Origin of the sequence: Parashewanella tropica (assembly GCF_004358445.1) — a bacterium.
GTDB lineage: Bacteria > Pseudomonadota > Gammaproteobacteria > Enterobacterales > Shewanellaceae > Parashewanella > Parashewanella tropica.
Genome location: NZ_CP037951.1, coordinates 2310222 through 2331707 on the forward strand (window position 1 = coordinate 2310222; position 21486 = coordinate 2331707).

Below are 21486 nucleotides of genomic sequence, written 5' to 3' on the forward strand. Positions count from 1 at the left end.
ATATGGTACGTCCCGTTATTGCAACTAGAGTTAAAAATAACGAGCTGATTTGCGCTAATATATTCAGAGTCTTTTTGAGACCTTCATTAGTCTCAGCTCTATGATGAGGTATGCGCCAGACTGTCCTCACAAAGCGAAAAGCATTTTACATTGCTGTTTGGGGCAACAGGTCATCAGTCTGGTGGTCTAACCGTTGTGTCATCTTTTACTCTCACTGCAAATTCTGACTATATTCTGATTTCAAAAGACTTTTTATTGACTAAAACTGCCCAGGCTATACGGGCTATTTTGTTGGCTAATGCAACTACAGCAACGTTAAAAGGCTTTCGTTTTTTAAGGTTGATAAGCCATGAACCAAAGTATTTCTCTGCAGATTTATCTCGCCACAAAATAGACCTCGCACCATGGATGAATAGTGTTCTCAGCTCTTTATTTCCACGTTTTGATATTCCAAGTAATATGGTTTTTCCACCTGTAGAGTGCTGGAGGGGAACAAGCCCAATCCATGCTGCGAAATTTCGTCCATTTTTGAAGTCGCTTGGTTCACTAACAGATGATACACAAGCGCTTGCGACAACAGGACCTATGCCTGGGATACTTTGTAATTGTTTAACTTGCTCATTATCAGCAAGAATTCTCTCAACTTTATTCGCTTGTGATGCTATACGCTCATTAAGGTTCAGATAGTGTTCATGTAACTCTGTTAACTCAAAAACAATTAGGGGTGGAAGATGTTGATTCTTATCAGCTAGCCATTGAAACAGACCTTTCATAATAAAGTGTCCTTTTGGCAAACTTATCCCGAATTCAAGAAGAATTGAGCCTATTCTGTTCATGCATGCGGTTCGCTCTCTAATATACCCATTACGAATTTTTTGAATGGTCGAGATAACTTGAGCTGATTCTGTTTTTGGAGACGAGAACCTCATAGTTGGTCGAGAAGCGGCTTCAGCAATAGCATCGGCATCAATGAAATCATTTTTATTAGTTTTAACGTATGGCTTTACATATTGGGGAGGGATTAACTTAGCAGTATGTCCAAACTCAGAACATTTTCTCGCGAGCCAGTGAGAGCCGCCGCACGATTCCATAGCTATGATCACCGGCTCATGAAATGCCAAAAATTCGAGTAGCTTTTGGCGAGTAAGCTTTTTCTTAAATAACCGTTGACCAGATTGGTCATGGCCAACTAAATGAAAAGAGTTTTTACCTAAGTCGATTCCAATAATGTGTGGAGTATTCATTTGGCACTTCCTTTAAAGGCTACATCAGTTGCAGTTTAACTGTATGCAGGGAGGGACGTACCATCTCATTAAGAAAGGACTGGAAGTAATAGCCATCCCCAAATGAAACCGTTAGCTATCCAAAACGTTCCAGCATGATTCAATTCATTAATCATTTGTAAGATCATGATGATGAAGGCTATGTTTCTTACCAATGACTCTAATCCCGACTTGGTTCCGACTTTAAACCATTCACGAAACCAATTGAGCTTTCCAAAATCTAAATCTCTTAATGAAAGTCGGATTCCACTCTTACTAAGTGCGTTATATCCAATTACCATCATAGCCAACGACACGATGATATTTGTTATAGCCATTCCGTTAACGCCTAGCTTTATGGAGAAGGAATATTGGCTAACAAAAACAGTATCACAAGCAATCGTAAATAGCGTTTGTATAAGCAAAAGTAAATAGAGAGCTTTATGTCGATTGTAAAGCACTAGAGCCAAGCTGATGAGCCCATAACAACTGCTAATAAAGATCGCAATCGCCTCTAACCTGATATATTCGACTGTTTTCTCATATAAGGCCTGTTGTTGCTTCATCGCTACAACAAGCTCAGGAGCGTACAGTAAGACAAACGACGTACAAATACTGTAAACCACTATCAAAGCCAAGAAAGCCCCTGAGAAGCGCTCATTAAAACGACTAGTATTCGAGCTAACCCTCCCAAGGATATATGCCAAAGGGAGAATGAATGCATCACTAATAACTTCATACCCAACATTCAACCAAGCAACTTGAGCAGCAATGCTAAAAGTGCCAGTTTCGGGCATCGTACCCAAAAAATGAATACGGACAGTTTTGTAAATTAAAGGGATAAAGCTAGCAACAGATAATGTCAGCCAAAGCTTCCAGTTGATATCATTCTGTTGACCTATCAATTGTCGAAATCTCTTAGTAATGAGTGATGCAACTAATCGTAACAGTATATTTCACATTCCATTTAGTAATGGTTAACTCACCGATGGCTCATACTTCTGAGTCAAAACCTTAATCATTAACTCTTCATGATTTGTAACCACCTCTGAATATCCACCCCCCCAGTCTGAATAACTCATCATAAACACCTGCTTCAAGCTCTCGACAGTCGATGCCTTCTCATAATGTTGCTTCTTGGCAAGTGGAAGGTAATTACTCAGTTTTGAGTTATTACTTCGGCTGATCAAGCACAGGTTACCAAAGCGATCCACATCCGCCATTTTTTCAGCCCCGCCAAGCGGGTGTTGAGGGTAGTAGTGCTCTACTGAAGTACGGAATGTGAAATTGAAGCCATTGAGTCTGAGTCTGTTGTTCACATAATCCATGTTCACGTTTTCAAATGTTTCTCCAGCATCTAGGCGCTTCCAGAGTTGGTAATCCAGCCGGTTGAAAATAAAGTTCTGAACATTGGTGGCCTGTTCAAGATGGGACTTATCCAGTTTTTTGGGCAACCTAGGGGATTCAAATGTCAGTTTGTAATAGTCGATTGGTTCATTGTCTTGGAAGATGCCGAATCGTCCATAGAAGAACTTATCTGACAATTCTTCCATAAATTCCAAATAGCCTGCTTCATCAACCTTTACTTTCAAGTCATCTTCATCGCACTCCCAGAACAAGTGATTGAGTGCAGCATTGAGCCAATGCTTATATACAAGAGCAGGAAAGGAGACGTGAAACATTGACTGAATCATTATCAGTGTTTTGTTCATATCGCCTGCACTGTTGTTATAATTGAAAGAAGACTCGTATGGGGTGAGCGATTTCAGGCTCCAGCCCTCGTCATTTTCCCGCTTAATGATGTAGCGGTCGTAGAGTAAGCGGCACAGGAGTAAGTCCAGAATAAACTCATCTGGCGTTAATTTATTTTCGCCTTTTCTGGCAAAGTGCTGTCCAAAGGTATCAAGTAGTCGCTTGTCATCCAAAGGCACATCTTCCTGCGTGGTTACTCGAAGAACATGCAGTAGAAAATTTGAAAAGTTGATGATGGTGCTGAAAGTGCCTGCTTCTTCAGTTTTTGGCTTATAGACCTCGTCCTTGAGCTTTGGTTCGGCAATAATATCGGCAAGAGTTTGCTGCTCGTGCGTTGGAGAGGCTACTGCCAGCTTTTCACAAAGCTCTTCAAAATCATATGAGTATCTATCCCATTTCTTTCCAAATATTTTCTCTCGTACCTTGGAATCTACTCCCAACTGCACATACCGATTCATATCCGAACAGGCATCCCATATCTTTGCAAAAGCAGTGCGATGCTGATCTGTATCAAGCTTCTCCATCATTCGAGCTTTAAGCACTTCATGCTTTTCCAACTGTTCGCCACGGTTATTCATGATTTCAAAGTAATGGTTAAGGTCGGTGTCGGCAGGCACAACAACCCGCAAGATCTTGACACACTCAAGCAAGTACTTTGTGAAGGCTGCCACCTTGTCCTTTTCCCGAGACAGATACCGGTACGCCACTTCATAGGCAGAACGAATTGTGCGTTCTTCCGGTTCATCACCTGCTCGATGAGGGTCTTTAAAAAGCTTTCTCAGGGTTTGGTCTGATTTTGGTCGGCTGTCGAACCCGAGGTTGATATGGTCGACTTTACCCAAATCCTGTTCAAACTCATTTTTAAGCACAGCGAGCAGAATGCTCAGGGTCGTATGTCGCTGCTGGCCATCAATGGTTTCAAATTCACCATTTTCACGACGATAAGCCACCAGGCTACCAATATAATAATCGGATGTACTGTTTTGCATGGCTACATCCATCACATCCTGAAGCAACTGTTCAACTTCAGGTTCACCCCAAGCATAGTTGCGCTGATAGATGGGAATCACATACGTCTGCTCGCAGAACAGCTGGGATACAGACAGTTCTTCTATTTCTTTATTCTCTAAACTGGTCATTGGATATATCCCATCTCTTCAAACTGTTCAACGAGGCCATTCACTTCAGGGTTATGATTACCAAGATTGGTGCCTTTGATACTGTCCCTATGTACTGGTACCATAGGAAATGCCAGCACCTGCTGTGGTTGCAGTGCCTGACGAATCACATGAAGCAGTTCGTTCCGCGCTCTGGCTTGGTTATCAATAGATTCAATAACCACACGGTTTTGTTCCAAACGAATGCGATAACTCCACACAAAACAGAGCCGTGCTGCCTTTTCCAGCTCGTCATCACCAAAGCGGTCGTAATAGTGCATTACCGCGCAGAAAAACAGGTTTCTCACATAATGGTCACCCTTGCGGCTACGCCCCTTGTAGTGATTGATAATATTCATCAACTGTCGAAGCTCAGGTTTATCATCAATAAACAGGGTTTTGTAGATATGGATGTAGTGCTGAATGTACTCGAAGAAACGCTTACCATTCAGCATGGTTTGATCCACCTGAAACGGATAGCCCATGATCTGCTGATCCCAGCGCCTTACTGAGTCAAGGTTATACTGGTCAACCTGAACATCCAGCGCCCGCATGGCGGAAGCAAACGGGTAACTTTTCTGATTGAGATTCACGCCTTTAAACACATCGATATTATGGCGGCTAAACAACTGGCCGGGCTTTCCATCTGCCCAGCAGCGCAGGCGGAACAGATAGTCGCTCATAATAGTATGCAGGCTGGGCAGGCTTTGCTTTCGGGTGTGGTCTGGGCTGACACTGTCCTCCCAATTTTGCACACACAGGGTACGCTCATCTTCAGTGTTGTGTTCCATCTCCCTGAGATGGAAGGCTTTCAGCAGATCGAAGGGTTCTAGCTCTTTACCCCGTGCATTCTGGGAATCAAAGAACTGGAAGGCTTCACTCAGACTGTCCAGCCTGACAACAATCAGCTCACACTTATGTAGGATAAAGTCGATCAGTTCTTCCCGATCGGCCTCTCCTAGCTGTTTGATCCGGCTTTCAATCACTGCGGCATTATGTTGTAGGTTCTCACGTGTCACCTTTGAGCTGAACGTTTGTTCCAGCAGGGGCGGACGAAACTGTCTAGCTTTATCCAGTAGTGAACACAGCAGTGTCAGGGTCAGCAGCCTTTGTTGACCATCCACAATACTTTTTTGCTGTTTCTTATCATCTTGATGTAAGACTACCGTACCCAGCCTGTAACGGCTTTTGCTGCGATGCAGAATGACATCGTCCAGTAATTGACTGACATGCTTGCCCTGCCATTTATAGGGGCGCTGGTAACTGGGAATGGACAGAGGTTCGCTTAACAGTGATTTAACGGACTGTACATCCTTGTGAATAATCGACATTTACGCCAGTGCCTCCTCAACTATGGCATCGGCAAGTGGCATGTTTGGTTTGTGGTAGAGCACAATATCAGCCGACTTCACTTTTTTACGCTCTGCGACTTTGCCTCGTACCACCACTTTACCATCTCGAAGTTTGATCTCATGGCGAACTTGAGTCATATCGTCCCAACCAGCCTTTTTGGCAGCAGGTAGGATGAACTTGGTTATGATATCAGTTTCTGATAGTGATGATTTGTTAATGCTCATACAACTCTGGTTCCCTGAGACGTAGCAATTGTATTAATGTGACTTTGCCACAGTGGCAATAGTTCTAGTGTGATGCGACAGATATTATCACAATGATCTTGGAGTGAATCGGAAAGTATTGAAAAAATGTTGATTTTATTAGTGATTAACTTTGACTTAAGGTTTTATCAAAAAATCAGTTGATTAAAACCAAACTATAAACATCAAATGAGCGTCAATGGAGTTTTGCTGAAAAATGAGTTGATTAAAACCAAGTTAAAACCATAATCGACAAAAGATTAGTTATATCTATATACGTTATAGATCATATATAAAAGATCTACCCCTTATTATATACTTTTCTATGCCAAGCTAGGCAAGGCTTTCAGCTCATTCAGTTCAAAAAATCAAGCGCAGTGTTCACCAAGCATGAACTTTGTTAAAAAATTTTAACACCTTCGAACCATTCGTAAAAAATCGGCTAACATCAGTGACCTTGCCAATATGTAACTATGTGATGGAGCACAAACATGAAAGATAACAGCCAACAACATTACGGATCGCAGGAATACCCAACTCAGCAAATCCAGAAGAACACGGAAACATTTTTAGCCGTTTATGTCGACAACTATAAGCTGCATAATCTCTCTACGACGGATATTTACGTATTAGAACACATTGCAACAAAAATGCAGTTTAACTCTAACAAATTAGATTTATCCACCAAGGTTAGGAAAGATATTACTAAACACTTAAGTATGAAGAAGTCTACTTTTTCAAACCGGTTAAGATCGTTGAAACAAAAAAATGCAATTATAGAGCTAGACGCCACTGAAATAATGATAAATCCATACCTCGTGTTCAAAGGGTTAAAAGAAAAAAAGGGTGACGTTCAGGCTTATTATGCTCACAAAGTAGCAGAGCAGAAAATGCATGAACTTCCTATTTGTGATGTTCAACAGTAGGAGGATTTAGAGCCTACATTGGACACGGTTCTATGTACCGTGATGAAGAAGTATTTCCCAGTTTTGTTGATGAATTCGATAAAATTCACAATGAAGACGTTAACAGTTAGCCCCAAACTGATAGCATACTACAAGGTAGAAAGCTGTCACCTTGAAGCTTTTTAGTTGTAGTAGTAGGGTTGTGGCTTTCAATAGAATTTATATACCACTCAGCTTAACTTTATCGATAACAATCAATTCTCAGCATTTTTTTGCATTCTTAATATACTACGTTCAAATTTATCCACCGCCTGTCCGATAGTGTAACTCTCTTCACCTTTAATGGTCATATGAATCATTGTGCTAAGACCATGCGCTAAACTCAACTCCATGTCGGCCTTATTCAGCTCAGAGTCCTGCCATTCGTCAATACGCTGTTTAGCTTGCTCAACAGCATTACTGCACAAATCCGGCAATTGAAGATAATCGGAATCTAGACTAGGGTTGTGCTTTGCTAACGCATCGAGGTATATGCTCGTAAGATGGATCGAGATTGGATACATATTATTACTCCATACATACTGTATCTTAACTAGATACTTTCAATACTAAGTAAAGCACATATCTGTATCTTTTCAAGAAACACATTTAAAAAGTTTAAATTTGGGTAAATTGATATATGATTCAATTAAGAAGTATTTTTAAACCAATGTCTTAGGGTGTGACACTATGATAATAGGACTATCATGATTCGATACAAATTGAATGAATTGATAAGCAAAAAGTCAAAAGATGAAAATAGAAAAATAACACTGAGCCAAGTCGCCCGAGAAATTGGCGTTCAACGTGCTGCAATGTCAAAAATGGCTCAAAATAAGGGCTACGGTAGTACCACCAAAACACTCAACGCTCTCTGTGTCTATTTCGATTGTAAAATTGAGGATTTGATTGAGTTTGTTAAAGAGTAGTCCTACAAAGGCTCGAAGCAAACTTTAATGCCCACAATTGAAATCAACTGAAATGCACTACTGTAGTAGGGTAATGAAGTTTCATATTGATTCGCTCTTAAAGTCATTTTCACAAAAGAAGTGAAGTAATAAAGTATCATACCGTACTAAATCATTGCATTTCAGTTACGTAAAGTGAGCATAAAGCCTTGACTTTACTATTTACTCATATTCATTAAGCAAATCCTCGAGATAATGAAAAGGAACTGGATATCGGTAGCAGCGACAAGCAGTTAGTACTAAAGGAGCCTTACCTTTAGTAACGGCTGACATACTCTTGAACGAATCAGCATTGACACACTCTTGTTTTATGTGTTCTAGCGCCGCGTTTCCATTCATTGGAAAGTTTGTTGAAGCAGAACCATGTACACTTGAATTAGAATACATATCTTGTTCACTACTTTGGTTTGGATACCAATACTGTAACGTGCTATGTGTAAGTTTATCTTTGGCAAAGTTCTCCAAATCTTGGCTTACTGAGTCTAGTTTATACAGTGAACAGAAAACAGCTAATAGCGGGTATAAGACACTAGCCTCCGTAACTTTATTCTTATAGTTACTGTTGTTCTTATCTTTATTTCTATGCTCTAGCAACTTTTCATAAGAGTTGTGCACTATTGGATACATGCCATCACACTCGAAAGTGAAAATACACTTATCAACCATCTCTGAGAGCCAACTTTGCACAAAACCATCATGCTCTGAATCATTTGAAAGCAAAGTTAAAGTTAAGCCCAAATCAATTGCCTGTGAGTCTTTGTACGGAGACAACAATATTGGATTATTAACAGCTAAGAGCCTAATTGCACTAGTTACGTCTCTGAGTCGAAGCCGTAACCTTTCCTGCTCTTCACTCTCCCCATCAGTTGGTGGTTTTTCAGTATAACTCTTAGAGAGTGAATCCAAAATCCAATGACCTTTGACGGCCAAGCGCCCTAGTACATCAAAAAGCTTAATGTTTACATCAATAGAACATGGCGAATGAACTGCATGAGAGAGCGCATATTTAAGTCCAACATATGGAATTAAACATCGGTCCACATAACAGTCAGTAATTTGTTGATAAGTATCCAAAATACTATCGAATGATTTTGAGGACTTGTTCCTTCCTGTGTAGTGTTCTTTAGCTTTATCCCAAGCCAGTAGTAATGCTCGCTCCGATGAAAGATATGCAGCTTCTAAATTCCCACCGTCACGACACCATGAAAATAAAACCCATAAACAAACGTTAATCCGAGTTATGGACGATGCAATAGAATTGGCATCAGTTGCATTTGACAAAACTTCATCAATCAATAATAAGAAGTGTTTGCTTGAACTCTCGGGCTCTTCAAGTAAAGCCAAAGACTTTCTTAATAAAGCCTGACTGGAGCTAGGCAGCAGATCCTCCTTCAGCAAATACTGTTGAATAAGCTCTGACAGCTTATCGCCATTCCACTCTTCAAAAGAAATATTGTCTCGCGTATTCCGATCTTCATAGCCAGAGACCTCTTGCCTAATTCCTGAGTTAACATCCCCACCAAAGCATAAGCAGATGACTATTTTTTTATCCCTATGTTCAGGCGGTAGGCGACTATGGATGAATGAGTCTTGAATCTCATCTAATGAGGGTCTCAGAGCTTGGTCTGCATTCCCATTCCAAGTCTCACGAGTAAGGTTTCCAGACTTAACAGAGAACAAATAAACTTTTTCTTCCTGATCATTTACTTGCCCCACAGCCGCTATATCAACACCGTATTCTTTGACTCCACGAGTAGGTGAAATGAAAACATTCATCCCCATACTGCTCAATAGATCAGGTAATACCGCATCCAATTCCTGACGCTCCCTCAACGAGGCTAAATACTGCTTAAGAATCAGCTTCATTCTTCATTCTCTCACAACGGTAAACTCGTAAAATGTAATCTAGTGACTCAGGGTCTAAGACATTTAACCTTGGCATTTCAGTCGAATGGGAAAAAGACTGCATTTGCATCTCTTGTCGCACTTGCTCTCCATCTGCCCTATGTATGTAGTAAATTGAGCTATTACCGTATAATAGCGTCTGCTTCGTTGCTATCAGATCGATAATCGATCCTCTTGATGCATCTTCGTAGGCTGCCTGCATACTCTTGCTGGACTCTTTCCAATAAACGCTTATGTTTTCTCTTGGTGCCGTCAACTCTTTTAGCTCAGAGACTTTCTCAATATCAGAATGATAAGCCTGAAGCCTTTCAAGCAACTGATCACATGGGTGTGCTTGAAAGCCTTTATCAATGCACGACTGGAAGAATCGCTTGAGCTCCCCTGGATAACTTAAAAGCAAGGGGTCATATAAAACCTGCTTAAGCTCTTTACGTGTAGTTCTCAAAGCAATTTCGTAAATAGATAAAATGAAGCTTGCCGCCGCTACAGGGCGAGTGAACAGCCAACCGACAGCCTTATGGCTCACAAATTTTTTCTTCACTTCATCACCTAGCAATGCCATTTCAGCTTCTAACTCGACATCCTTGCCCGTAACGTCATGAAGTAGATCTAAAACACCGTGACAAAGTGTGGAATCACCAGACAAAAACCACTTTGTCACGATGTGATTAAGTAGCTTGTGGTGCTTGCTTAATAGTTCTCTGGAAAAATAATCCAATTGAGGGAACTTCACGCCCACAGTCAAAATCGATTCTAATAGCTTTAGGGCAAGGGATGAGGCTCCCTTCTCAACTAGATTGACCAATAAGTGGTCGACATTACCTATAATGCCTTTGTGCTCAGGGGATACATTGGCTAACTGCTTTACCAGGAGCTTTAGAACACCCTTAGGTAGGTCGATTCGCTGAAAGGCAAGAATATGTGATATTTCATAGAGAACCTCTGGAGGAGCTCCCTCAACAAATGTAAGTAGGAAATCTTCAATCTGTGACCAGTAAGATGGGAATGCATCACCAAAGCTAATTGTTGATCGCAGTATCGAAGCACAGCAGCAACTTTCACGTTCGCCACTGGCACTACCGCTAAGTAGCTCCCAAATGACATTGGCCTGCATTTCACCTACCTTAAGTCTTCCCAAAGCATAATAAGCTTGGCTTCTGACAATCTCATTTCTACTAGCAATTAGGTTTTCTGTCTTTTGGATAGCATCGCTCACACGATCAGAGCCGTATGCAAGGATTGAGCTTGAAAGAAAAGGGGCATATGCACTTAGCTCTCTTTGTGCAAGGATAAATCTAATGCTATCGCTGGAGCGATGCTCTTCCATGCTACAGAAACGTTCAAAGACACTATAGATTCCGCCAACAGCCAAATCTCTGCCAGCCTGCTGCGTAAGATGAAGCAGACAGTGCAGGACATCTTCGACGCTTGCATCTAGTGAAGGTAGCACGCTTTCAAAGGCATGCAGAATGGTAAAAAAATCGTACCCGTAGGAGCTTTTATCAACTCCTCTTATTATTTCAATAAGATCAATATCTCCTGCGTTGTGCAGCTGAGACAGCGCATCTTCCAAGGTCTTCTCCTCAGACCGTATTTCCTCGACATACAACTCATCAACCTGAGTAAGCAGCTCTTCTGCCACTTCACTTGCAACTAGTAACCGAGTTTTTGTTCCTTCTAATGACATTCTACGTCCCTATCTCAACAACCATTTAACACTTTGCTGTATAAGGACACTTAGGTCAAATTAAAAGGCAGTTGAGCTAAAAACAGGAGATGATCTAAAACGTTTTGGGCCAGAAGATAGTCAGCTAGAGAAAAATCGAAGGCAATTCAGTATGATTCTTTATTACTCTACAACATTTACCACTCTGAGTAGCTCGAAATGTAGCAAAAGAATAACCTTAATTTTGTTTCTGGATCATTAGATTGAGGAAACTGATCGCATAAAAATGACACCCACGAAGGTGCACTCCTTAGAGTTCAACTCCTCAATTATTATCGATGCATTCAGTTACTGCTCTGCCACAAAACTCTGTCACATTGTGAAAAAATGTTGTATAATGAGTACGTAAAATCAATGTGTTAGAAGGGTTATGTTAACAGCTTGTGAATCCCTCCCTCACCGCCAAATTCCATACTAGAGACGTCCAAGCACGTCTTTTTTTATGCCTAAAATTCAGCTTAAACAAGCAGTTAGTGTCCAAACCAGTCCAAACTCTTCCAGACTGTTCCACGATTTGCGTGTGTAACTGAGTATGTGATTAAATCAAAAACCGATTCGTAGTTACATACTTTCTTGAGTTCTGAATCGAATTTTTCACTTGATTTTTAATGAGTGAAAGTAGAATACCCATCTGTTTTAAAATAATAATTCCATCAAAGTATGTAACAAATTAAGTGCTCTAAAATACTCTTGAACAGTTACATACCGGAGGAGTTATGCCTATTATCAATAAGCTTTCTGCAAAATCGGTTGAACATCTAAAGTCTACGGGCAAAGCGATAAGGAAATCAGATGGTGGTGGCTTATATATATATGTGAAACCAAACCAGACCAAGTTTTGGGAGTTCAGATATACTCGCCCCACAAACAAGAATAAAGCTTGCATTGGCCTTGGTTCTGTTACCGATGTTTCTCTTGCTGATGCAAGATCAAAGGCACAAGAAATGCGGAGACTGTTAATCGATGGTATTGACCCACAAGTACACCGTGAAAAAGAAAAACTGAAACAACTTCAAAAACAATTTGATACCTTTAAAGCCCTAGCCCAGCAATGGAAATCAACAAAAGATGGCCATCTAAAGCCTAAAACCATTTCAGATAATTGGCGCAAACTAGAAAACTACGTGTTCCCTACCCTTGGCTCAATACCAATAAAAGAAATCACCGCCCCAATAGCAATCCAAGTTCTTAGGCCTGTTGAAGCACAAGGCAAACTAGAAATGGTCAAGCGTTGTGGTCAACTCATGAATGAAGTAATGAACTATGCAGTAAACAGCGGCTTGATCCATTTCAATCCATTGGTGGGGATCAATAAAGTCTTTCGCAAACCTAAAGTGACTCATCTTCGAGCAATGGAACCCGATGATATCAAAGAGCTGATGCAAGCTATCGCCAGCGCCAATATTTACTTCGGTACTCGATGCCTAATTGAATGGCAACTGCATACCATGGTTCGCCCAGCAGAAGCCGCAGGCACAAAATGGTGTGAATTAGATATAGAAAAAGCGGTATGGGTGATTCCACCAGAACGAATGAAAATGAACCGAGAGCACAAGGTTCCATTGACCAAACAAGCTATAGCTATCTTAAAAGCAGTTAAACCATTAAGCGGTCACCTTGAACATGTCTTTCCATCCAGATACAAATATCGACAAGCTACCGATTCCGAAACTATCAACAAAGCACTAGGCAGAATGGGACTCAGAAACAAAACAACTGCACACGGCTTTAGATCTCTGGCCAGCACAACACTGAATGAAAAGGGTTTCCATCCTGAAGCAGTGGACGCCGCCTTAGCCCACGTAGAACCCAATAAAATCCGTGCCGCTTATAAGCGCACAACCTATTTCAAGAAAAGAAAAAAAATCATGCAATGGTGGAGCGATCACATCAGCAAACATGCCGTTGGACCGTATCAGGTTTTTGATTGTAAGAATTTGTCTGCCGCCTCAGCTCAAAGGCAGTGACTCAACAAATAATAGGCTCGCTTTGAATCTTAAACCACTGGATTAAAGCGAGTGAAAAACCAATTCAACCTCTAAGTTAAAGAGGCATAAATTTATCATTTGTAAAAAGATATAGACACTGTCAAATCGACTGCTTTTTTGTTTTAAATCGACATTTCTCACCAAAAATGAAATGATCCTCACACAAATAACCCAATAAAATCATATTGATAAGACAAATAAATCAATTTAACCTCTACCTACCTTGAAATAATTATGTTTAAAAATAGAAGTATTGCTTTTCAGATCCAGCTAGTCATAGCGGTTCTTATCGCAGGTGCATTTTTTATAACTGCATCGTTAATTTATACCCAAGCTCGCTCACTTTATTTGGAGCAAACCTTAAATGATCATCAAAGTACAATAGACACTTTGGCTCATGCCCTCGAAGAAGAATATGATGCGTATCTCTCTTCTGTGGAACATCTTGAAGGAGCTTTAATTGATGGATACCTCTATGGATTACACCCAGTTGAAGGTCAGGACTTAATACAAGATAAATCAATACAACGTTTAGAAATTGAAGGAAGACCACTCTCCTCTCTTACTCCAATTGTTGACCGTTTCAAAGCTAACACTGAAGCTGACGCCACAGTTTTTGTCCGTGATGGTAACGACTTTATTCGCGTGATCACCACGTTAAAAAAATACAATGGCGAGCGGGTTGTTGGAACATATCTTGGAAAAAATCATCCGGGCTACCAAAAGTTAATGTCAGGGTTATCATACTCATCAATTGTTAATCTGTTTGGCAAAAGCTACCTTTCTTACTATCGCCCTCTAACGAATGGCACTGATATATACGGCATTGCTTTTGCTGCTGTTCCTCTTCAAAAAGCCACCGAATCCATTTTTAAAAATATCCGTGATGTTGAATGGGGTAAAAATGGTCAAAGTATGGTTTTGAGTGGTGCTTCTGGTAATGAAGGCACCTATCTGATGAGCATAGACAGCAAGTTGTTAGGTCAAAAAATTCAATCAATGACTACATCTGACGGACAGAAACCTTTTGCTGACTTTCCTTCAAAAATTGGCAAAGTCATTTTTTATAACGAGACTAACGCAAGCCAATCTGGTGAAAAGTATATGGTGAGTGCTTTTGTTCCTGGTTGGAATTGGATCATCACTGGTGGTACTTTTGTTGATGAAATTACTGAAGGCAGTAAGCAGCTTTTAGCTATTATTTTCTTAATTGCTATCGTTGCCTCACTAACGGTTATCGTAGTCTTGAGCTTTGTATTAAGGCGTCTTCTCTCTCCTATCCAAACCAATCACAAATATATGGAACGCTTAGGTGCTGGTGAAGTCAGCCTAAAAGTCACTGGCGGAGACAAACAATCAGCTAACGAAATGATGCAATTGACTGCGGTTGTCGGCAGCATGGCTGAACGTTTATATGAGCTAATCACTCATATTAAATCCACATGTACATCATTAGCGACTCAAGCCGATCAAACACGTGGAAATTCAGAAAGCAGTCTTTCTTTATCAAAATCCCTTCAATCCCGTATTGAGCATATTGCCACAGCAACAGAAGAAATGGCTTCGTCTGCACAAAGTGTTGCTGAACAAGTAGAGGCGATTGCAGTAAGTGTTCGAGAGGCCAATAATGACACTCGCTCTGGCACAAAAGTTGTTGAAGAAATGCGTGAAAAAGTCATTGCTTTGGGTGGACAAATTCAATCCTCTTCAGACGCAATTCAGAAAGTTGAAGCTGAAAGTAACAACATTCAAAGCGTGACCAAAATTATTGATGAAATTGCAGAGCAAACTAACCTTCTAGCTCTAAATGCGGCAATCGAAGCAGCTAGAGCTGGTGAGCAAGGTAGAGGTTTTGCCGTAGTAGCAGATGAGGTTAGAAATCTTGCCGCTAGAACTCAACAATCTGTTCAAGAAGTTGTAAACATCATCAATCAGCTGCAAAGCAGTACTCAGATTGCTGTGCAATTGATGAGTGAGAGTAAGGAATATAGTGTTGAAGTTAATCAGCAAGCTGAAGAAACAGGCACGGCATTAACAAGCATTGCAACTCAAGTGAATCAGATCGAGCAAATGGCAGAAGCTATTGCCGCGACCTCTGAAGAACAAGCACAGGTGAGTGGAGAAATTGCCTCTAGTACAAATGAAGTGTCAGGGCTAAATGAGAATAACTACGCTGCTGCTCATGACACTACTCAAAGTGCCTCTGAATTGCAAAAACTCTCTGACGAACTTTCTAACAAAGTCAGTTATTTTAAGTAAATTCCGTACGTAACACTTTCATATCTTGTACCGACTCCTTTTGAACACTCAATAAAGAGTCGGTATTCAAGAGCTATGGATATCACTATCTAATTTATTCTATCTACACCAGAAATTATCAAGTACAATAAAACGCCACACCGCCTGTAACGGGTTAATTTGTAATACATATTCAACGGAGCTGGATAGTTTATGAGGGTACATCCACCTCCGAAACCTCTAGACACAAAAGGGATTTATTGATGTCACAATCAAAAAATAAAATCAACGTCACCACTATTGCTTTACTAGCTTCAAGCTTGTTCGTTTCTGCAAGCACATTGGCGGCAGTTCCAAAGCCTAATGATACTGTTGCCCAACATGTATATCCAGAAGATGAAACCTATTCAGAGCAGGTTGTCCTTGATGAATTATTAATTGAAAATGGTGATAGACGATGGAATTACAAATCTCCATTGGGTACACCTGTAACTGTGAAATATATTTTTAGAAATGATGATACTGGATATGTTACAGGTTATGTTGAAAGGGAATATGCCGATTTTGAAAAAAAAGCTGTAAAAGAAGTGATGACTTCAATTTCAAAGTCTGTTGGTGTCAATTTTGTAGAAACTTTTGTATTAAGTGATGCTGATTTTGCAATTGGTATTTCTCCAACATCTGGCTCTGGAGCAGAGCAACCACCAAGAAATGATTTAGATGCTTCATTTCTTGTGAATGTTGAGTTTAGTGAAAGCAGTGTTTTAAAGCTTTTAGACCCTCAGAGAGGTCAGTTTTTCACTGATTTAAAACATGATAGATCTAATGCCATCGTAGTTATTTTTCATGAGCTTGGTCATATTTTAGGGTTGGATCACCCTTTTGATAGTCAAAATGACGAGAGAAAATTAGGGGTATATAGTAATTATTATTATACAACTCTTGAATATTTGAATGGTAGAAAAAGCAAGCCTAATGCCTTTTCTCCAACATCTTTAAGAAAAATGGACATTCTTGCTTTACAACATTTATATGGTAAATCACAGCAAGAAGTTAATTCTGGAAATACTATTCACGCTTTCGATAACAATTACGATTATCATCAGTTGATTGTTGATTCCAATGGGGATGATACGATTTCACTTGAAAATGTTACCCGAACTAATATTGTTGATTTAAGACCTAATGCATTTAGCTCTATTGCAACAAATCATAATCCTAGTCCAGCTTTTGATGAAAATACTAATTATCTAGGTGTGCATTTTAATAACCTTACTATGCACCCTGACGCACAAATTGAAAATGTTATTGGTGGTTCAAATAGTGATGAATTGATCGGCAACAAGCTAGATAATGAGATTTCAGGTGTCAAAGGTGATGATAAGTTAAGAGGTCTTGGTGGTGATGACACTTTAGATGGTGGCGAGGGTATTGATACCGCTGTTTATGATGGTGAGCTTGCAAACTACACTATTGTTTCAGATGGTGAGACTACTTTTGAAGTTAGTGCTAAAACTGGAAGTGAGGGTTTAGATACTTTACATAATATTGAAAAATTGCAATTTTCAGATAAAACCGTTCACAACCCTGTAATCGGTGCTGAAAATCAAGTTGTCAATTCAGGTGATACTGTAACTCTTGATTCTAAAGGTACAGATGCAGATAATGATAATTTGGTTGTTGTTTGGCTTCAAATCGGTGGATTAGAAGTTGACATGCAAGATGGAAACAAAGCAAAGGCAACTTTCGTAGCTCCAAATGTTAAAAAAGAAGAAGTATTAACATTTAGAGTTGGTGTAAGTGATGGTGTATTTTCACCTGCTAAAACAGTAACTGTTACGATTCAGCCTAAAACAAATGCAAAACCTGTTTTAGATAACATTGCAAATGTTAGTGTAAATGAGAAAACAAGTGTTTCTTTAACTGCAAATGCAACTGATGCTGATGGTGATGCTATTACTTACCAGTGGACTCAAACAAGTGGTTCTACTGTTACTTTAACTGGTGCTGATACAAAAACCGTTAAATTTACTGCTCCTGATGTTACTGCTGACACTACATTGACTTTCAAAGTAACGGCAAGTGATGGTAAAGATTCAGTTGAAACAACGGTTAGCGTTACAGTTAAGAATGTCGCTCCAACTACTGGTAACGATGGTGGCAACAATGACAGTGGAAAATCGTCAGGCGGTGGCTCAATGGGCTGGATATTCACACTGCCTTTACTGGCATTAGCACTAGTTCGTAGAAAACGTCTTCACTAGTATTTTGATTACCTCAATCAAGATTAAAGGAAGTGGTGTTTGCTACTTCCTTATGACTAACCCCAAGAGCTAAAACTCCCCTTACCCATTGATTAAATTAAAAAATTGACATGTGAGAATTATTCGATAAATTATTGCTCAAACTAGAATAATTTTTGACTATTAGTAATAGTGCAACTCTTAAATTACAGCGCCGTAATTTAAACAGCTTTACAGTCATTAAACAGGGAATGTCCATATGCAACCTTCATTATTTACCATTGTGAAAATGGTAATTCCGATTTGCGTACTTTTGATGTTACAGGCTTGCTCGTCAAGCCCTGAAAAATCAACGACAAAAATCAATATCATGCCTACCGAACCTAACGCCACTTCTGGCCAAGGGGCTTCCATCAAAAACAACAAAACTGCTATGACCGTTGATAGGTGTAAGAAAATCACTAAAGAGCATGAACTATATAAATATTGTGTGAAGCGAGCTACTACGACTAAAGCTGAGATAGAAAAAGAAGAAACTGTGAGGCTAAAATGGAAAAACAAGTAAACAGTGGTTTCAAATTTCAGGGAAAACTTGTTTTCCTTTTTTTATGTTTCTTGGTCTATGTAGGACTAGAACTAGCCTTAAACCTTCTACTAATTGAATTGTATTCACAACCTGTAGAAACGGTATTCTCAGAGAAAACTGAAGCCATTCACAATCTTGATTTATTTGGACGAACGCTTTCCAGTTTCGGTCTTGCGTTAGCTATTGTAAGTTCATTTCCACTTTGGCGCTTCGCGCCTAATGTCAATAAAGAAAAAGCTAAGGCTCTGCACTCTGAAAAAAAGGCAGTTCCGCTTACCGAAAAACAAGCACTCAAAGCAAAATGGTTAGCAAGACCTTTAGTTTTTTTCCTTATATGGATGGCTTTAATACCTGCGCTCAGGTTAGTTGTTGATGGTATTGTGCACAATACAGACAACAACGGCAGATTAAATGCTGTAAGAGCCATAATATACAAAGAAGGATATTTATCTGGCGCGATACAAATTGATGGTGCTGATAAGTTTAACCAGCTCGTTTCAAACTCAGAAAAAAGAAAACTGGTTTTAGCCCTAATCCCGTCACTGGCATACTTCTCCAATAGCTTTAATAAGTTAATTGAACAAAACATGGAGAACATTGCAGATACTTTTTTAAGAAACCATCAAAAACAGCAGTTTGCTCAAGCAGGTTTACCCAAGTTGAGAGCATTCGATAGGGTTTACCAAGATGAATTTAATAAGTATCGGGCTGCTCAAAAAAAACATAGAGTCGCACTAGATAAGCTCAATGACAGAGCTTCCATTTTACAAGAGCAACAAGCGTTAGTTAACGCGATCAATGATGAAATTCAGATGCACTGGGATTCTTATGCTGAGAGATACGCCAGTGCTAGAAAAGATTACAAGCAGTTATCAAAAAATGACATGCTTAGAAAGCGACACCATGAATTTAAAGATCAACACCGAAGTAGAGGTTGTAACCTAGATTGTGAAGCTCAAGTTGAAATGTACCATGCAGATTACTTCAATAACCTCAAATATGAAAGTGGAGAATCTTTAGGGATATTAGTAAAACCAGAAGATATTGAATTTAGCACGTATGGAACTGAAGAACGCATTTTACAAATGCTACAAAAAGGGCGAAAACGCTGGTTAAAACTTGATTATGGTGTAGGAGAACATCAGAAATTTGAAGAGTTTGTAATATCAGAAGAAGCGAGAAAGCTTGTAATTAAGAAGTTCAAATCGAAAGGAGTTGATTTACCTAGCGATTGGCAACTGAATAATACTGCGCTTATTTCTGAAATATTGACCGCCAAATATCGTGATCAGCTTGCAAAAGTTTGGAAAAATTATTTGGCATCGTCTCAATTCAAAATTAATGAAAAGTCTCTAGACAAAATAGCCTTCGCCCAACATAAAAAAATAAACAGCGTAGCCAGACGTTCACTTGGGACGTTTTATATTAATGGTTTTTCTCCTGCTATTTCAGAGAGGGACTATGTTAAACGTTGGATAGCGCAGCAAGATAATATTTCATTCATTAGAATGATTAACTCAACGGCATCTGTAGCGGCGTTTTCTCCTGGCGGTTCACTGTATGATATTGGTAATGACGCCGTTAAACTTGCAGTCGTTCTCCCCTTTAGTGTGATCTTGAGCTTTCTGGCCATTTTTGTTCTCTGCATAAAGTTTGGTAGATATTTATTGAGTCGAGAAGCACCTTATCACCTTGTTGCATTAGGCGCGCTAAGTATTCTTGCTTTTATCTTACCTGTTATGAGTTCCATTGGGCAAAAAGGATCTTATCAAGACGCGATGGCTTCCTTCGCTGAAAAATTTAACGAAGGAAATAGCACCGAATATAATAAGACTGTATTTTTTGGGGTTGCTTTAGATTTCGAGAATGGCTTGTATCAAAAGTATCATGACTGGGAATTGATAAAAGCACTGCAAGGCTTAATGTTTGAGAGCAACTCTAGAAATTCAGCTGAATCTGAAGTTCACCAACAGCAAAAACCTCTACTTAACCTCGTCACCTCATACGATGATGCTATGTATAAACACTTCTCATGGCTTCCAAATTATTATGGTGCAGGAAACATTCAACATTTTGATGTAAACATCACAGTGCTAAAACGAGATCATACCATTGGTGCATTTCTCGGCCTGAACTTAAAAAATGGCAAAGTGAATAAAGTCACTATGCCTAATTTTTTAGAAAACAAAGATCTGGCCTTATTGGCTGAACAAAGGTTTTTTTATAACCCTGATATTATTGGTATAGCGAAAACATTTGTTGATAATTATGAAAATGGTGATTACCTATTGAGCTTGTCGAATGGTAGCTTCATGCGAGAATCAGCCATCAGTAAACTCGAAAAATCGATTAAAACTGTCATCAATTCACAAACGCGTTTGCTCAATGCTGTAAATGAGTTAAAGAGAGCTGGTAATAAGAACTTGGTGCTAATACAAATGAATCGCTCAGAGAGTTACCAATGCTTTGCAGCACCCAATATCATGGCCTCCTCTTTAGCAAGCGCAGTTAATACTAATAATTACCAGTTAAAGCCGATCAAAAACTGTAAGGGAGTACTTAGTGAATAAAATAAAAAAAATACTGTCAGAAAATATTGTAAATTTCGTGTTATTTGCACTGGTGTGGTCGGCTTTTCAAGTGATGCACATCAATCAAGAAGCTGAAACATTGAAAGCAATACAAACCATGGAAAGAATAAAGCTTAAATGGTCATTAACTAAGGACTAAACTGATGCCAAATAACGAAAAGCCAAACAAACAATCACTGTTTACATTTGAAATTAACATTCCTGTTGTTTTTGCTGTTTTCTGCCTGTTATACCTTGGATATAGTGGGCACCAAGAAAATATGAAAAACTCTCAGAAGATAAATCAGTTATTGCTGAAATATGAAAAAACGCTCGATACAGCTATCGCAAGCGATAAAAAATCTTTGAGTAACTACAGAAAAAATATTGAGAATGTTTTAGCTGATTTATCACCTGAAGAAAAGCGATTGCTTGAAGCAACGCTTAGCCTTTCTAAAGGCGGTAACACCCCCAAGTAGTTTTATTTGTACTAGTGTGATTACCAAGGGAGACTGACGGTATAATTACCGAGCGACTTTGACGTATTAACAC

16 protein-coding genes and 1 pseudogene are annotated in these 21486 nt (G+C 39.5%); 9 read left to right on the forward strand and 8 right to left on the reverse strand.

Annotated features, from left to right (window positions below; translation table 11 throughout):
- Positions 1–227: 227 nt before the first annotated feature.
- From E2H97_RS10155 to E2H97_RS10175, 5 genes and pseudogenes are all read right to left on the reverse strand, one after another.
- Positions 228–1244: an IS110 family RNA-guided transposase gene (locus E2H97_RS10155; RefSeq protein ID WP_133407030.1), complete on the reverse strand. Its 1017-nt coding sequence runs from the start codon at positions 1242–1244 to the stop codon at positions 228–230.
- Positions 1245–1312: 68 nt separating this feature from the next.
- Positions 1313–2167 carry an MATE family Na+-driven efflux transporter gene (locus E2H97_RS10160; protein WP_133407031.1) on the reverse strand — a complete coding sequence of 285 codons (855 nt, stop codon included), beginning with the start codon at positions 2165–2167 and terminating at the stop codon, positions 1313–1315.
- A gap of 72 nt (positions 2168–2239) precedes the next feature.
- Positions 2240–4153, reverse strand: coding sequence for a DUF262 domain-containing protein (locus E2H97_RS10165; protein ID WP_133407032.1), 1914 nt, complete (start codon positions 4151–4153; stop codon positions 2240–2242).
- Entirely contained in the window at positions 4150–5502 is a 1353-nt protein-coding gene (locus tag E2H97_RS10170; RefSeq protein ID WP_133407033.1) for a DUF262 domain-containing protein, read from the reverse strand. Before E2H97_RS10170 ends, E2H97_RS10165 begins: the two co-directional genes overlap by 4 nt.
- A gap of 30 nt (positions 5503–5532) precedes the next feature.
- Positions 5533–5748, reverse strand: a pseudogene (locus E2H97_RS10175) (hypothetical protein); the annotation flags it as partial.
- A 509-nt stretch (positions 5749–6257) separates the two neighbouring features.
- On the opposite strand from E2H97_RS10175, the gene E2H97_RS10180 reads away from it, so the two are divergent.
- Positions 6258–6692: a replication/maintenance protein RepL gene (locus tag E2H97_RS10180; protein WP_133407034.1), complete on the forward strand. Its 435-nt coding sequence runs from the start codon at positions 6258–6260 to the stop codon at positions 6690–6692.
- 233 nt (positions 6693–6925) lie between these two features.
- Here the strand turns inward: E2H97_RS10180 and E2H97_RS10185 are convergent, their stop codons facing one another.
- Positions 6926–7234, reverse strand: coding sequence for a hypothetical protein (locus E2H97_RS10185; protein ID WP_133407035.1), 309 nt, complete (start codon positions 7232–7234; stop codon positions 6926–6928).
- A gap of 183 nt (positions 7235–7417) precedes the next feature.
- On the opposite strand from E2H97_RS10185, the gene E2H97_RS10190 reads away from it, so the two are divergent.
- Entirely contained in the window at positions 7418–7639 is a 222-nt protein-coding gene (locus E2H97_RS10190; protein WP_170308284.1) for a helix-turn-helix domain-containing protein, read from the forward strand.
- A gap of 201 nt (positions 7640–7840) precedes the next feature.
- Here E2H97_RS10190 and E2H97_RS10195 read toward each other — a convergent pair whose 3' ends face one another.
- Together E2H97_RS10195 and E2H97_RS10200 are read right to left on the reverse strand one after the other, a co-directional pair.
- Positions 7841–9544 carry a hypothetical protein gene (locus E2H97_RS10195; RefSeq protein ID WP_133407037.1) on the reverse strand — a complete coding sequence of 568 codons (1704 nt, stop codon included), beginning with the start codon at positions 9542–9544 and terminating at the stop codon, positions 7841–7843.
- The gene (locus tag E2H97_RS10200; RefSeq protein ID WP_133407038.1) at positions 9528–11270 is read right to left on the reverse strand and encodes a hypothetical protein; all 1743 of its coding nucleotides are present in this window, start codon (positions 11268–11270) and stop codon (positions 9528–9530) included. The genes E2H97_RS10195 and E2H97_RS10200 overlap by 17 nt, the downstream gene beginning before the upstream one ends.
- 755 nt (positions 11271–12025) lie before the next feature.
- Between E2H97_RS10200 and E2H97_RS10205 the strand changes: the two genes are divergently transcribed.
- From E2H97_RS10205 to E2H97_RS10230, 7 genes are all read left to right on the forward strand, one after another.
- Complete coding sequence (locus E2H97_RS10205; protein ID WP_218938210.1) at positions 12026–13276, forward strand: tyrosine-type recombinase/integrase; 1251 nt, start codon at positions 12026–12028, stop codon at positions 13274–13276.
- A 255-nt stretch (positions 13277–13531) separates the two neighbouring features.
- Positions 13532–15556: a methyl-accepting chemotaxis protein gene (locus E2H97_RS10210; protein ID WP_133407039.1), complete on the forward strand. Its 2025-nt coding sequence runs from the start codon at positions 13532–13534 to the stop codon at positions 15554–15556.
- Positions 15557–15798: 242 nt separating this feature from the next.
- The gene (locus tag E2H97_RS10215) at positions 15799–17799 is read left to right on the forward strand and encodes a PKD domain-containing protein (protein ID WP_133407040.1); all 2001 of its coding nucleotides are present in this window, start codon (positions 15799–15801) and stop codon (positions 17797–17799) included.
- A gap of 238 nt (positions 17800–18037) precedes the next feature.
- The gene (locus tag E2H97_RS10220; protein WP_133407041.1) at positions 18038–18343 is read left to right on the forward strand and encodes a hypothetical protein; all 306 of its coding nucleotides are present in this window, start codon (positions 18038–18040) and stop codon (positions 18341–18343) included.
- Positions 18328–20934, forward strand: coding sequence for a hypothetical protein (locus tag E2H97_RS10225; protein ID WP_133407042.1), 2607 nt, complete (start codon positions 18328–18330; stop codon positions 20932–20934). The genes E2H97_RS10220 and E2H97_RS10225 overlap by 16 nt, the downstream gene beginning before the upstream one ends.
- Positions 20927–21094 carry a hypothetical protein gene (locus tag E2H97_RS18805; RefSeq protein ID WP_170308285.1) on the forward strand — a complete coding sequence of 56 codons (168 nt, stop codon included), beginning with the start codon at positions 20927–20929 and terminating at the stop codon, positions 21092–21094. The genes E2H97_RS10225 and E2H97_RS18805 overlap by 8 nt, the downstream gene beginning before the upstream one ends.
- A gap of 4 nt (positions 21095–21098) precedes the next feature.
- The gene (locus E2H97_RS10230) at positions 21099–21413 is read left to right on the forward strand and encodes a hypothetical protein (protein ID WP_133407043.1); all 315 of its coding nucleotides are present in this window, start codon (positions 21099–21101) and stop codon (positions 21411–21413) included.
- Positions 21414–21486: the final 73 nt, after the last annotated feature.

Excerpts from the sequence above, each read along its gene's own strand:
- E2H97_RS10170 (WP_133407033.1), bottom strand. The coding sequence starts at position 5,502 with ATGTCGATTATTCACAAGGATGTACAGTCCGTTAAATCACTGTTAAGC.
- E2H97_RS10165 (WP_133407032.1), bottom strand. The coding sequence starts at position 4,153 with ATGACCAGTTTAGAGAATAAAGAAATAGAAGAACTGTCTGTATCCCAG.
- E2H97_RS10220 (WP_133407041.1), top strand. The coding sequence starts at position 18,038 with ATGCAACCTTCATTATTTACCATTGTGAAAATGGTAATTCCGATTTGC.
- E2H97_RS10185 (WP_133407035.1), bottom strand. The coding sequence starts at position 7,234 with ATGTATCCAATCTCGATCCATCTTACGAGCATATACCTCGATGCGTTA.
- E2H97_RS10215 (WP_133407040.1), top strand. The coding sequence starts at position 15,799 with ATGTCACAATCAAAAAATAAAATCAACGTCACCACTATTGCTTTACTA.
- E2H97_RS10210 (WP_133407039.1), top strand. The coding sequence starts at position 13,532 with ATGTTTAAAAATAGAAGTATTGCTTTTCAGATCCAGCTAGTCATAGCG.
- E2H97_RS10230 (WP_133407043.1), top strand. The coding sequence starts at position 21,099 with ATGCCAAATAACGAAAAGCCAAACAAACAATCACTGTTTACATTTGAA.
- E2H97_RS10200 (WP_133407038.1), bottom strand. The coding sequence starts at position 11,270 with ATGTCATTAGAAGGAACAAAAACTCGGTTACTAGTTGCAAGTGAAGTG.
- E2H97_RS10190 (WP_170308284.1), top strand. The coding sequence starts at position 7,418 with ATGATTCGATACAAATTGAATGAATTGATAAGCAAAAAGTCAAAAGAT.
- E2H97_RS10205 (WP_218938210.1), top strand. The coding sequence starts at position 12,026 with ATGCCTATTATCAATAAGCTTTCTGCAAAATCGGTTGAACATCTAAAG.
- E2H97_RS10195 (WP_133407037.1), bottom strand. The coding sequence starts at position 9,544 with ATGAAGCTGATTCTTAAGCAGTATTTAGCCTCGTTGAGGGAGCGTCAG.
- E2H97_RS10180 (WP_133407034.1), top strand. The coding sequence starts at position 6,258 with ATGAAAGATAACAGCCAACAACATTACGGATCGCAGGAATACCCAACT.
- E2H97_RS10155 (WP_133407030.1), bottom strand. The coding sequence starts at position 1,244 with ATGAATACTCCACACATTATTGGAATCGACTTAGGTAAAAACTCTTTT.
- E2H97_RS10225 (WP_133407042.1), top strand. The coding sequence starts at position 18,328 with ATGGAAAAACAAGTAAACAGTGGTTTCAAATTTCAGGGAAAACTTGTT.